This window comes from Devosia sp. 1566, from assembly GCF_004005995.1.
In the GTDB taxonomy this organism is placed as follows: domain Bacteria; phylum Pseudomonadota; class Alphaproteobacteria; order Rhizobiales; family Devosiaceae; genus Devosia.
This window is the reverse complement of sequence record NZ_CP034767.1, coordinates 3,383,814-3,396,973: the sequence shown is the minus strand read 5'-3', so window position 1 is coordinate 3,396,973 and position 13,160 is coordinate 3,383,814. Positions and strand designations below refer to the sequence as shown.

At 60.0% G+C, this 13,160-nt stretch carries 9 protein-coding genes and 2 pseudogenes; 5 read left to right on the top strand and 6 right to left on the bottom strand.

Annotation, left to right across the window (positions count from 1 at the left end; all coding sequences use genetic code 11):
* Window positions 1-3: 3 nt before the first annotated feature.
* Window positions 4-1,011 carry an oligopeptide/dipeptide ABC transporter ATP-binding protein gene (locus ELX51_RS16190; protein WP_127754486.1) on the top strand — a complete coding sequence of 336 codons (1,008 nt, stop codon included), beginning with the start codon at window positions 4-6 and terminating at the stop codon, window positions 1,009-1,011.
* An 8-nt stretch (window positions 1,012-1,019) separates the two neighbouring features.
* Here ELX51_RS16190 and ELX51_RS16185 read toward each other — a convergent pair whose 3' ends face one another.
* Entirely contained in the window at window positions 1,020-3,872 is a 2,853-nt protein-coding gene (locus ELX51_RS16185) for an FAD-binding and (Fe-S)-binding domain-containing protein (protein WP_127754485.1), read from the bottom strand.
* A gap of 64 nt (window positions 3,873-3,936) precedes the next feature.
* On the opposite strand from ELX51_RS16185, the gene ELX51_RS16180 reads away from it, so the two are divergent.
* Window positions 3,937-4,860, top strand: a complete 924-nt coding sequence (locus ELX51_RS16180; protein ID WP_127754484.1) for a LysR substrate-binding domain-containing protein — start codon at window positions 3,937-3,939, stop codon at window positions 4,858-4,860.
* 252 nt (window positions 4,861-5,112) lie between these two features.
* Here ELX51_RS16180 and ELX51_RS16175 read toward each other — a convergent pair whose 3' ends face one another.
* Entirely contained in the window at window positions 5,113-5,634 is a 522-nt protein-coding gene (locus tag ELX51_RS16175) for a hypothetical protein (RefSeq protein WP_127754483.1), read from the bottom strand.
* 140 nt (window positions 5,635-5,774) lie between these two features.
* Between ELX51_RS16175 and ELX51_RS16170 the strand changes: the two genes are divergently transcribed.
* From ELX51_RS16170 to ELX51_RS16160, 3 genes and pseudogenes are all read left to right on the top strand, one after another.
* Window positions 5,775-6,934 (top strand): IS3 family transposase gene (locus tag ELX51_RS16170; protein ID WP_127754482.1). Its coding sequence is split into 2 segments (ribosomal slippage): window positions 5,775-6,039 and window positions 6,039-6,934, totalling 1,161 coding nucleotides; the frame shifts between segments, so codons are not numbered across the junction.
* 321 nt (window positions 6,935-7,255) lie between these two features.
* Window positions 7,256-7,588 (top strand): annotated as a pseudogene (locus ELX51_RS20450) (transposase); the annotation flags it as partial.
* A gap of 254 nt (window positions 7,589-7,842) precedes the next feature.
* Window positions 7,843-8,310: pseudogene (locus ELX51_RS16160) on the top strand (IS3 family transposase); the annotation flags it as partial.
* A 79-nt stretch (window positions 8,311-8,389) separates the two neighbouring features.
* Here ELX51_RS16160 and arcC read toward each other — a convergent pair.
* The 4 genes from arcC to ELX51_RS16140 are packed head-to-tail and all read right to left on the bottom strand — an operon-like array spanning window position 8,390 to window position 13,149.
* Window positions 8,390-9,319 (bottom strand): carbamate kinase, encoded by a 930-nt coding sequence (arcC, locus tag ELX51_RS16155; RefSeq protein WP_127754479.1) that lies wholly within the window; start codon window positions 9,317-9,319, stop codon window positions 8,390-8,392.
* Between the two features lie 3 nt (window positions 9,320-9,322).
* The gene (gene argF, locus ELX51_RS16150; protein WP_127754478.1) at window positions 9,323-10,324 is read right to left on the bottom strand and encodes an ornithine carbamoyltransferase; all 1,002 of its coding nucleotides are present in this window, start codon (window positions 10,322-10,324) and stop codon (window positions 9,323-9,325) included.
* 10 nt (window positions 10,325-10,334) lie between these two features.
* Window positions 10,335-11,564: an arginine deiminase gene (locus ELX51_RS16145; protein WP_127754477.1), complete on the bottom strand. Its 1,230-nt coding sequence runs from the start codon at window positions 11,562-11,564 to the stop codon at window positions 10,335-10,337.
* Window positions 11,565-11,589: 25 nt separating this feature from the next.
* Complete coding sequence (locus ELX51_RS16140) at window positions 11,590-13,149, bottom strand: YfcC family protein (RefSeq protein ID WP_348983122.1); 1,560 nt, start codon at window positions 13,147-13,149, stop codon at window positions 11,590-11,592.
* Window positions 13,150-13,160 lie beyond the last annotated feature (11 nt).

Here is a 13,160-nt window from a genome sequence, read left to right as displayed (position 1 = left end):
TTCATGCACCAGCCCTTATCCTCAATCCGCTCCGAACTGCCACCGACGCTGCGTGTCCGCAGTGTTGGCGTCGAATATCCGCTGGCAGGAGGCGGTTTCTGGGGCAAGCCGCGCAAGCTGACGGCGCTTGAAGATATTTCCTTCGATCTGCGACCGGGCGAAACCCTGGGACTTGTGGGTGAATCAGGCTCAGGCAAGACTACGATTGGCCGCGCCGTGCTGCGTCGCGTCGAGAATACGAGTGGTCAGATCATCTTCAAGGGCAAGGACATCACCCAGATGCGCGGTGAGCGCTTGCGGCAGCTGCGGCGCGGCATGCAGCTTGTGTTGCAGGACCCCTATGCAAGCCTCAATCCTCGCATGCGGGTGCTCGATATCGTCGCCGAACCTCTCTTGGTTCATGGCCTCGCCAAGTCACTGGACGACGCCCGGGACAGGGTCACCGATCTGCTGCGGCTGGTAGGCCTGCCGGTCGATGCCTCCGAGCGCTTTCCGCACGCGTTTTCGGGCGGACAGCGCCAGCGCATCGGTATTGCCCGCGCCCTAGCGTTGCAGCCCGATCTGATCGTCGCCGATGAGCCGGTATCGGCGCTCGATGTTTCGGTGCGGGCGCAGGTGGTCAACCTCATGCAGGATCTGCAGCGCGAGTTGGGCCTGAGCTATCTGTTCATTGCTCATGATCTCTCCATCGTGCGCCACATCTCCCACCGGGTCGCCATCCTCTATGCCGGTCGCATGGCCGAAATCGCCGACCGCGACACCATCTATAGGCGTCCCGCCCATCCTTATACCGAAGCCCTGTTGTCGGCAGTGCCAGTTGCCAATCCTGCCCTGCAGCGCGCGCGTAAGCGCATTGTTTATCAGGGCGAAGTTCCCGATCTGGCAAACCTACCGCAGGGGTGCCGGTTTCAGGCACGCTGTCCGCTGGTCAGCCATAAGTGCAGGGTCGAAACCCCGCCCCTGATGGAAAAGGCCCTCGGCCACTTGGTCGCCTGTTGGAACAGGGTCTAGGCGAAGATTTACTGCAGGCGTTCGGCGATCAGTCGCAACGGATGCGCCACCTTGGCGTTGGCAAAGCGGCCCGCCTGACAACGGCAGGAAAAGCCAGTCGCCAGAACGCGCTCCTGCCCGCTTGCCAACTGTCTTTCGATCGCCGGCGACCAGGCCATGGCAAAGAGGCGCCTGGTGTTGTCCTGATTGTGCCGCTCATGACCGTAAAGGCCGGCCATACCACAGCAGCCGGTCTGCGCTACCGTAAAGGCGATGCCAAGGCGATCGCCGAGCTGCTGCCAATCCTTCACGGCCGTCTGGCCACGCGCACTCTCCATGCAATGTAGAAAAATCTCCTGCGAGGCGCCGGCAGGGGCACGACGGAGTTTTTCCGGCGGCAGGGACAAGAGGAATTCGACTGGCGAAAGCACTTTCTGCCGAGGCATCAGCCCGGCATGGCGATACTCTTCACGCAACAGCGTCACGAAGGCTGGGTCGATGCCGACAACTGGAAGCCCGGTACGCTCGAGCCTGTCGAGCGCATCGCGCAGCTCTCGCGCCATGGTGAGAAATCGCCGGCGGTCACCCTTGGCATGGGCAGCCTTTCCGCCGCCAGGCAGGTCGAGCACGATCGGGTGAAAGCCCAAGGCGCTTAGGCCCGCGCCGATATCGGCGATCGCTTCGGTGTCGAACAGGCTCGTCATCGCGTCGATGGCGAGCAGCACTGAGTTGGCTTGGGGCGGATGCGCCACTGCACGATCAACGCACATGTGCACCAATCCATGGCCGCGCCGAGACAGGGTCGGAATATCGATCAGACCTAAGAGCTGCGCACCGGCTCGCATCAGGGCGGCTACCGGCGGCAAACTAGCTAAAGGTCTCGTCAGTGCCAAGGCGAGGTGAAAGCGTTCCACCAGGATCGCCGCGTGATCGGCGACTGGTCTGCGGTGGCGCTGATGCCAGTCGGCGAGAAAATGCGACTTCATCTCGGGAATGTCGATCTGCACCGGACAGGTGCTGGCGCAGGCCTTGCATCCCAGGCACGCGTCGAGTGCCGCATGCACGGAGCGGTCTAGGCCACGCTCGCGCTCGGCCACCGGCGTATTAGACCAGAGCTTGAGCGCCTCTGCCCGGCCGCGCGGAGAGTGCAGCGCCTCGTTACTCAGCTTGAACGAGGGGCACATTGTTTGGCTCGCGGCAAAGCTGTGGCAGATCGCATTGCCATTGCAGCGGAAGGCCGCGTCATAGGCGTCGCCATTAGCGCCCGAGCGGAACGGCGTCGAACTTACCCGCATCGGCTCGCGCTTCAATGTTACCAATTTGCCCGGATTAAACCGTTCGTGCGGATCGAGCGCGGCTTTGACCCGGCGGAAGGCCTCATAGGCTACCGGGCCGACAAACTCAGCCAAGTATTGTCCCCGTACACCCTTGCCGTGCTCGCCCCAGAAAATGCCGCCAAGTCTTGAAACCAAAGCGAGAACTTCGGCAGAGATTTCGCCCAGCAGGGCGCGATCTGCCGCGTCACTGATATCAAGCGCTGGCCGCACATGCAGGCATCCCACATCGGCATGGCCATAAATGCCGTAGCGCAGGCCATGGCGTGCCATTAGCGCGCCGAACGCCTCGACAAAGGCAGAGAGGCTTGCCGGAGGCAGGGCGCAATCTTCGACGAAGGAAACGGGCACGCGCTTGCCATCGCCGCGTGCCAAAAGGCCAACGCTGGCGCTGCGAACGGCCCAAAGTCGGGAAATCTCGGCATCGCTGGTCGCGAGATGAAACCCGGTAAAGCCCGGCAACTGATGTAATGCGGCTGCGGTAGCGGCGACCTGGCGGTCGAGCAGGTTCTGATCGTCACCTGAAAACTCGATGAAATCGTAGACCGGGCGGACACCATCCTTGCTGCGCAGGGCAGGGGGCAGGTCGGTCAGCAGCCCCGCTTCATCGGCCAGCCGCTGCACCCATTCGTCCAGACATTCGACGGCCAGAGGCTCGAACGCGAGCAGAGCTTCCGCTGCTTCCAGTGCGTGGAGAAAAGTGGAAAAGCCAGCGACCAATAGCCGTCGATGGGGCGGTGCTGGAACGAGCCGCACCCTGATGCGCGTCACCAGCCCCAATGTCCCTTCAGCGCCAACAAATAGCCGCCACCATTCGAAACCATCAGCCCCGCGTTGCGCCCGGTCTAGATCGTAGCCGGAAAAGCGGCGCGGCAGTTTTGGGACTTGTTCCAGCAGCGCCGCACGCCCTTCATTGCCCGCCGCTTCCAACTCCGTTGCAATGCTGGTGGGGATTGTGTCTCGGAGGCTATTCACCAGCGTGCCGTCTGACAGAATGGCGGTCAGGCCAAGCACATTGTCGGCGGTCTTGCCATAACGGCGCGAACCCTTCCCGGACGCGTCCGTAGCGACCATGCCGCCAATGGTGCAGCGGTTGGAGGTCGACGTCTCTGGCGCGAAAAACAGTCCGGTTTGCCGCACTTGCGAATTAAGACTGTCAAGGACGACCCCTGGCTCCACATCGGCCCATCCCTCAGCCTCGTTAACGGCCAGCACTTTATACATGTGTCGTCGAAAATCGACCACGACCCCGCTGTTCAACGACTGGCCGTTGGTGCCGGTACCTCCGCCGCGTGCTGTCAGTGGAATCGAGCGAAACTGTGGTTCTCCGGTGACCCGGACCAGAAGTACAGCGTCCGCTTCGTCCATCGGTGCTGCTATTAGAACGGGCGTAATTTGGTAGACACTGTTGTCGGTCGACATGGCCGCCCGGCTGGCCCCATCATGATCGAGCGCGCCGCGAAACCCCGCTCGACGTAGGGCCAGGATCAGTTCGGCGACCTTAGGTGAGGGAACTTCGGTCGCCGTGTGAGGCAGAAAGTGGCGCATGGAGCAACTATCCTTGATGCCATTCCGTATTGCTGCAATCAGGTGTTATTCGTAAATATCGAATATGGAGAAGATATTTTCGGAACATGCGAATATCAGCGTGCGACATTATCGTGCTGTGCTGGCCGTGGCGGAGGAGCGATCGTTCAGTGCAGCCGCAGCAAGGCTGCGCATTGCGATCTCCGCCGTTACCCAGGCGGTGCAGCAAGTCGAGCAGCACGCCGGGACTTTACTCTTTGATCGCAGCACGCGACCGGTAAGACTAACCCCTGCGGGAGAGCGCTTCGCGGACGAATGTCGGCATCTCCTGTCCATTCATGGGAGAGCCTTGCGCGACCTGCAGCTTGCAGGGGATCAAGGTGGCAGCGAAATAGCAGTGGCTGGAGCGCCCTCGCTGATTAAGACCCTACTCCTGCCCGCAATTCGAGAATTCCGGCTGGTGCATCCCCGTATCAGAATCGCAGTGTCGGACGACGTCGCCGGCCGTATCGAGGCGCGCATTTTGGAACGCGAAGTTGACTTTGCTGTTGCCTCGCGCTGGCAGCCCACCGCCGAGCTTGTCGCTGAAGAAATCGGTCGCGACGAGGTCTGCCTCGTTTGTAGCCGAGATAACCCACTGGCCCGTTTGCGACAGGTCGATTTCGGAATGCTTGAAGGCGAAACAATAATTTCGCTCATGGCTGAGACAGGGATTTCGAGATTGCTCGAGAGCTCCCCTATGTTTCCGCGCCAGCTTCTTACAGGCCAGTTGAAAGCATTCTCTACAATTGCGCAGTTGATGATGGTTGAACAAAATCTTGGCGTTGCCTTCCTCCCACGGCTTGCAGCTACGGCACTGGGAGACGATCGATTAGCCTTCTTACCGGTAAAGAGCCTATCGATTTGGCGCCCGCTTCACCTTCTAACGTCGAGACGCAACCCTATCTCGCCCATGGCCGATGCGCTGTGCGCCATCGTGAGGCAGCATACCGCAGGTCTGGTGGTTTGATCACAAGGTAGAATTTCAGCGCCGGCAAAGGGATACTCCAGATGGACTTCATCGATCCGTCTCATGTCCCTCAGAATATTTGACGTGTGATCGCGCTAGCAGAGCTATGACTGCTTTGGTGGCATTCCTGTCCACGAGCCGCCTGTCCGCATTCCACCCCAAAGATGCCGGTCCGGAGCCTACCCCTTAAGGGCTGTCCGGAGAGTTTTCGTCACGTCCCCAATCCTGCCGTAGGATTGCGCCTGATATCCCTCAGCTGGAACTGTATGTGACGTCGTACACTTTAGCTGCGGCGGTCGCCAATAAACGCTCTGCCATCTCTTGTTTGAGATAAGTCAGTCGCAACTCCTCCTCGGCCGTTCGATCGGCCTTGCGCCCGAGCGCGATGAACTCATCCCGCACCAGCCCTTCGCGAAGTTGCAGACGGACGGTGGTGCCGCGGTAGCTCAGCACGAAGATATAGCGCTCCAGGGTTTCGCCCAGGTCGGGGCGTTCCAGCGCCGCATCCACCAGATACCGGTTTTCCGTCAGCGAGCGTGTGACCATCTCGAAGGCGTCGCGCGCTCCCGGGCCACGAAAAGCGGTTTGGATGTGGATTTCCCGGCGCTCCGGCGCCTCGCCCCCCGCCAGCAGTGGCAGGGCACGCTCCAGCACTTTGAAGCCATGTGCAACGCCACCGGGAAAGCCGAAGCCGTGAAAAGCCATAAGATCGGCGTAGCTGTAGAACAGGTCCTGTCCACCTTCGCGAACATGCAGTTTGGCAGTCGTCGTCAATCCTTGCTGTCGAGTGTTTTGCGGATCCAGGGCAGGAAGCCATCGAGGAAGCGCGTGGTGGCAGGCATGAAATTGGTCTGCCCCCACAGAAGTGGTCCTTTTTGAAGTATGGGAAGCTCCCATTTGGAAAGGATATGCAGATGCCCAGGAAACGGCCTACGGCTGAAGAGATTGTCGCCAAGCTTCGTCAGGTTGACGTGCTGACTTCGCAGGGGAAGACGGTGGCGGAAGCTGCCCCGGCGATAGCGGTGACGGAAGTCTCGTATTATCGCTGGCGCAAGGAGTATGGTGGCCTCAAGGGCGACCAGGTGAAGCGGCTTAAAGAGCTCGAGGCCGAGAATGCGCGGTTGCGCCGGGCCGTATCGGACCTGACCCTGGACAAGATGGTGCTGGCGGAGGCCGCCCGGGGAAACTTCTAAGCCCCGCTCGCCGCCGTGCTTGTGTGGATCATGTTGTTGCCCGGTTTGGGATCTCGCAGCGGCGAGCCTGCCGGGTTCTGGGCCAGCATCGATCCACCCAGCGCCCGGCTCCCCAAACCCGCGACGATGAAGCGGCTCTGACGGCCGACATCATCGAGCTTGCCACCCAGTATGGCCGGTATGGCTATCGTCGGATCACGGCGATGCTGCATCGCGCTGGATGGGTGGTGAACCACAAGCGGGTGGAGCGGATCTGGCGGCGAGAGGGGCTCAAGGTTCCACCAAAGCAACCCAAACGCGGGCGGCTCTGGCTCAATGACGGAGCCTGCATCCGGCTGCGGCCCGAGCACTCCAATCACGTCTGGTCCTATGACTTTGTCGAGGACAGAACCCACAATGGCCGGAAGTTCCGCATGCTCAACGTCATCGACGAGTTCACCAGGGAATGCCTGGCCATCAGGATCAGTCGCAGGCTCAAGGCGGTCGACGTCGTTGATGTACTCACCGACCTGTTCATCCTGCGCGGAGCGCCTGGGCATATTCGTTCAGACAATGGCCCCGAGTTCATCGCCAAGACTGTCCGGGACTGGATCGCTGCCGTTGGCGCCAGGACCGCCTACATCATGCCGGGTAGTCCCTGGGAGAATGGCTATTGCGAGAGCTTCAATGCCAGACTGCGTGATGAACTGCTCGATGGCGAAATCTTCTACACGCTCAAGGAGGCGCAGATCGTCATCGAACAATGGCGCCAGCACTACAATACCACCCGACCCCATTCATCGCTCGGCTATAAGCCACCCGCACCAGAGGCCATCTCATGGCCGCCACCCCAGAGTGGATCAACCCCTCCCACGGTGGCATCAAGCCCAATTATGCATTAACAATAATCCCGGACCGCCAATGCGGGGCAGACCAAAATCCCGGATGAATGTCGAGAATACGATCCGGGGGCTTCTGGCAAGCTTTGGTGTTCGCCTCCCCAAGCAACTGAGTACCTACGAGCAGCGTGTTCAGGAGGCGATCAACCGTGCACCGATGCTCGGCGACATCATTCTTCCCCTGCTTCGTTTGCGGACCGAGGCGTTGCGTCAGGCAGCGCAGTTGTCGAAGGTGATGCTTGGCGATGCGCGAAAGGACGAGGCGTGCCGACGCCTCATGACGATCCCAGGTGTTGGTGCCGTTAGTGGGTTACGTTTGTTGCGACCATCGACACCCCTGAACGCTTCCGGCGATCGCGCTCGGTTGGGGCCTATATCGGCCTCACATCACGACGGTATCAATCTGGGAAGATGGACTATGGGGGACGTATCTCGCGCCGCGGCGACCGCATGCTGCGAACCGTTCTTTATGAGGCAGCCAATAGCCTGCTGTGTCGCGCCAGGTCGGGAAAGGGGCAGCACTTGAAGGATTGGGCCCTCGCACTGAAACGACGAACCAGCCACAAAAAAGCCGTGGTTGCCCTTGCCCGGAAACTGTCGGTCATCATGCATGCGCTATGGCGCGACGGCACCGTCTTTGATGTAAAGGAGGCCTGAGGAGAGAAATAGAGCGCAGCAAGCAGCGCTCAAACAGTTGCCGTATCGGTCAGAGCGGCAGGCAGCCGATCCAAGCCCGGGAGATCTACCTGCGAGCACCAGTTGCATCGCGAATATCACCTAGGGCGATCGGAGCCTTGGATGCCGAGATGAAGCGTCATAAACTGGCACACTTCGGAAAGAACCTTGCAGGTGACCGATACACGCGACAAACTCACCGAGCGCGCGCGATCAATTAAAGAACCTATGTCGCCGTCATCGGCGGCTTCGTCTATGTTGCCATCGTCCTCGATGCCTGGTCACGCCGCGTGGTGGGCTATGCCATCAGCCGATCCATAGATGCTCGGCTGACTCTGTCAGCGCTCCATAGCGCCTTCGAGGGGCGCAAACCGCCGCCTGGTTGCCTTCACCACTCGGATCGCGGATCGCAATACGCGGCTGGCGCCTATCGGCAATCCCTGGTCGCCAACGGCCTTGTTGGTTCGATGGGACGAAGAGGAAACCACTATGACAACGCCAAAGCGGAGAGCTTCATGAAGACGCTCAAGGTTGAGGGCGTCTACTCGATGGAGTTCGAGACGTTTGCTGATGTGGTCGAACACCTTCCCCGATTCATTGACCAGATCTACAATGGCCGAAGGCTCCATTCAGCCCTAGGCTATCTCAGCCCAGTGCATTTCGAGGATCAACACGCCCGCCTCATGGTCAGAGATGCAAGCTGATTGCGTCCGGCCCGAAGGGCCCACTCCACTAGAGGGTCAGATCTCGGTGACAATCAACATGTCGTTCTTTGGATCTCGTTCACAGCGCTGCTCCTCCCGCCTTGGAAGAAATTTGAGTACCGGCGCGGCCGGCTAAAATGTCGGTCGCCTGATCCAAACGCCCAATTCCGGAGAGGCCGCCAGTGGCAGCAGCAAATTCGGCGGCAGCGGTAACTTTGGGCCCCATAGATCCGGCAGGCAGGTACAGCTGCAGCGCCTCTTGAGGCGTGATCATGCTGATAGAATTTTGATAGGGTGTACCGAAATCGCGCATTACGGCGACAACGTCAGTCAATAGCAGCAATGCGTCCGCACCCAGTTCGCGAGCCAGCAGGGCACTTGCCGCATCCTTGTCAATCACGGCCTCGATGCCAGACAGACTGCCGTCCGGCAGGCGTCTGACCGGGATACCGCCGCCGCCCGAGCAGATCACGATTACGTCCTGCTCCAGCAGTAGCCGCAGGACACGGAGGTCAGGAATTTCAAGCGGCCGGGGCGAAGCGACAACGCGGCGCCAGTGTTCGCCATCTGCGGCAATGCTCCACCCGGCGGCCCGGGCCCGAGCTTCGGCCTCCTGGCGGCTGTAGACCTGCCCGATGAATTTTGTTGGCCGGCTGAATGCTGGATCGTTGGGATCAACGACCACCTGCGTCAACAATGTCGCCACGGCTCGGGAATGGTTCAGCGCGTTTTCGAGTTCCTGTTCAATCAAATAGCCTATCATGCCGCCTGTTTCTGCGCCCAGAATGTCCAGGGGATAGGCTTCATCTGGCTTGTATGCCGCACCTTGCAATGCCAACAGGCCGACCTGCGGCCCATTGCCGTGGGTTACCACGAGTTGGTGCCCAGCCTGCACAATTTGTGCCAGTGCCTTGGCCGCAATCCGGGCATTTGCGCGCTGGTTCTCCGCGGTCAGCGATTGATTGCGTTGCAACAGCGCGTTGCCACCAAGGGCGGCTACGACGAGCATGGCCTAGTTCCCCAACGTCGCGACGAGAACGGCCTTGATGGTGTGCATCCGGTTTTCGGCCTGGTCGAATACAATGGATGCCGGGCTCTCGAACACCTCATCGGTCACCTCCATCTCGCGGATGCCGAATTCCTTATGGATTTGCTGGCCGACCTGGGTCTCCGTGTTGTGGAAGGCGGGCAAGCAGTGCATGAATCGTGCACGTGGATTGCCGGTCATTTCCATCACCTGCCTCGTGACTTGGTAAGGTTTGAGCAGTTGGATCCGCTCACCCCACTTGTCGGCGCTGTCGCCCATCGAGACCCACACGTCGGTGTAGACGAAATCCACATCTTTCACGGCCTTGGCCACGTCATCTGTCATCATTATTGAGGCGCCGGTTTGTTGCGCAATGGCCTCGGCGTCGTCGCGGATCGCGGGAGTCGGCCACAGACTTTCTGGGGCACACAATCGCACGTCCATGCCCATTTTGGCGCCGCCGATAAGCAGGCTGTCGCCCATATTGTTGCCGGCGTCGCCAAGGAAGCAATATGCAACTTCGCGCAGCGGCTTCTCGGCGTGCTCCTGCATTGTCAGGAAATCAGCGAGGATTTGAGTAGGATGGAACTCGTCAGTGAGCCCGTTATAAACCGGAACGCCGGCGTGACGGGCCAGATCCTCTACGATGCCTTGGGAAAAGCCACGATATTCGATTGCGTCATAGACCCTACCCAGCACGCGGGCAGTATCCTTCATCGACTCCTTATAGCCTACATGGGTACCTGTCGGGCCTAGGTAGGTGACCGCAGCTCCCTGATCGTGCGCGGCGACTTCGAACCCGATCCTGGTTCTGGTGCTGTCCTTTTCAAAGATCAGCGCGATTTCCTTGCCGCCTAGTCGTTCAACTTCGGTGCCGGCATATTTTGCGGCCTTGAGGTCGGCCGATAGCTTCAGCAAGAAGCGGATTTCGTCTGGCGTGAAGTCGCGCAGGGTCAGGAAATTGCGGTTCTTTAGGTTGAAAGCCATGGTTCTCTCCTCAGACGGGGTCGCGAATGGTGGGACAAGACATGCAGCGGCTGCCGCCTCGCCCGCGCCCGAGTTCAGCCCCAGGCATCTCGAGCACCTCGATACCTTCTGCGCGCAGTGCCGCATTGGTGTCGTCATTGCGGTCATAGCCCACGACGAGACCGGGCCGCAGCGCCAGCACGTTGTTGCCGTCATTCCACTGCTCGCGCGATTTCTCGAATGGATCTTTGCCCCCCGTCGGCACCACGTTCAGGGTTTTGAATCCGAGGACGTCAGCAATGACGTCGAGCATCGGCCTGTCATCGTGCGACATACTCAAGGGGTCGCCCAGCTTGCTCGGATGCAGATGATAGCAAGTCATTTCGTCGGCCACCTCCTTGAAGGAGGTGACGACATTGTCCCCGCAAAAAGTGAGTACGGTGTCCAGGTGCATCGCGGCTCGCATTTTCGGCAGTTGGCAGGCGACAACATGCTCGGCGCGCCCCTGCTCGAAGAGCGCCTGAGCCAGTAGGCCTACCGCTTGTGGTGAGGTTCGCTCGCCCATTCCGACCAACACTACGCCATTGCCCACCGGCATCTGATCGCCACCCTCCAAGGTTGCCAGGCCATGATCTTGCAGTGGATCGCCCCAGATGAACTCGACGTGGTCCCTGAACCTCGGGTGAAAGCGGTAGATCGCAGCGGTGAGCAGCGTCTCGGGCCGCCTTGCCTGCCAATACATCGGATTCAGTGTCACCCCGCCGTAAATCCAGGCCGAGTTGTCACGAGTGAAAAGAGTGTTCGGCAGGGGGGGAAGGATGAAGCCGTAGTGGCCCAGATAGCTGCCGAACATCCCAGTCGCGCGAAACGGCAAGTCGGCGACAATCAGCCCGCCGATAAGCCACTTCGCCAGTTCCTCGCCCGGCAGTTCGTCCATCCACTCGCGCAAGGCGCGTTGCATACCCACGCCGACATTATTTGCGGAAATGCGGTAGTCGAGTACCCATTTTCGGGCCGCCGCTATGTTCAGGGTCTCAGCCAGCAGGTCGTTGGTATCGAAAACCTCCACCCCCTCGCTGCGCATGGCTGCCACGAACTCGTCGTGGTCTCTCTGCGCCTGTTTCACCCAGAACACGTCATCGAACAGCAATTCGCCGCAGTTCTCTGGCGTCAGACGACGGTGCGCGAGGCCGGGACGGCACACAATGACCTGCCGCAACTTGCCGGTTTCGGAATGCACGCCAAGGCTGGTGTCAGACATCGGATATCTCCTTACAGCCCCGAAGTCAGAGGATGGCGGCTACGCTGAGTGCCGCCGAGATGAACACGGCCAAGATCGGGAGTAGAGGCCAGATGAAGACGAGCCAGCGGTCATAAGGCACTCGCGCCATGGCAAGCCCTCCGATGACCACCGCGAAAGTGGGGTTGATGAGGTTAACGAGGCCGTTGGCGGATTGATAAGCAGTGACGACGAGGGCGCGGTCGACTCCGTCAAAGTCCGCCAGCGGTGCCAGAATTGGCATCGACAGCACGGCGAGACCGGATGAAGACGGCACGAAGAAACTCATCCCGACCTCGATCCAGAAAATAAGATTGATGAAGGCGAGTTTGTCCAGACTTCCAAGCGAGCTTTCGGCAGCGTGCAGAATGGTGTCGGCGATCCGGCCGTTTTCCATGATCACCACGATGCCGCGGGCCAGCCCGATCACCAATGCGACGCCCAGCAGATCTCGCGCGCCGTCGACGAAGCTTCCGGTCAGCCGCTTTTCGCCTAGCCGGGCGATGATGCCTGTGACGATTGCGGCGCCAATGAAAAGCGCGCTCATCTGCGCCATCCACCAATCCTGTGAGGAGACTCCCCAGATCATTACCGCAAAGGTGAGGGCAAACACGACCAGGACGATGCTCTGCGTGGTGCTTAGCTTGTTTTCGGCCTCCTCTCCGTCAGCCAAAAAGAGACGACGGTACGCCGCAGCCTGATGCGCGACGACGGAGCGGGTGGGATCGGCCTGCACACGCCTGGCGTAGCGCATGACATAGGCGATACATATCACCAACCCGCCGATTAGCAGCACCACACGCAGCGCGATGCCGTCGGTAAACGGGATCCCCGCCGCGTCTGATCCGATGACCGTGGCGAAGGGGTTGATGGTCGACCCGAGTACGCCGATGCCTGCGCCGATCAGGATTACGGCGACCCCGGTGACGGCGTCATAACGCGCAGCGATCATTGCGGGGATCAGGATTGCATAGAACGGCAGCGTTTCTTCGGCCATACCGAAGGTGGTGCCGCCAAGCGCGAAGAGGCACATCAGGATCGGGATCATCCAGATTTCGTGCCCCTGCAGCTTCGTCATGGCCGCACGGATACCAGTGTCAATGGCACCCGTGGCATTCACGACGCCGAGGAAACCGCCCAGGAACAGCACGAACAAAGCCACGTCGATAGCGTTGGCGGCATAGCTGTCGGGGTTATAGAAGCCGGCTACGGGGGCGAGCATAGCGTCGAGAAAACCCTGCGGATTGGGCGGCACCTCAGTATATGTACCGGCTACAGCGACCGTCCGACCCACCGCCTCGTTCTCCACCCGCTCATATTGCCCGGCTGGGATGATCCACGTCAGCGCTGCGACCAGCACGATGAAACCGAACAGGATGGAATAGGCGGTGGGAAACCTCGACTGCAGGACGGTGGCATCGTCCGGCACTGGATCGGAAGAAGAAGTCATATCTTGCAGCCTTTTGTTCGCGGCCCCCGGGGGGAATTCGCCTTTTCGTCGGCTAATTTTTTCGAATAGAACAATCTGCTGATGTGCTGTGTAGACATAAACAACTCGATCAACCATTGGATATCTGG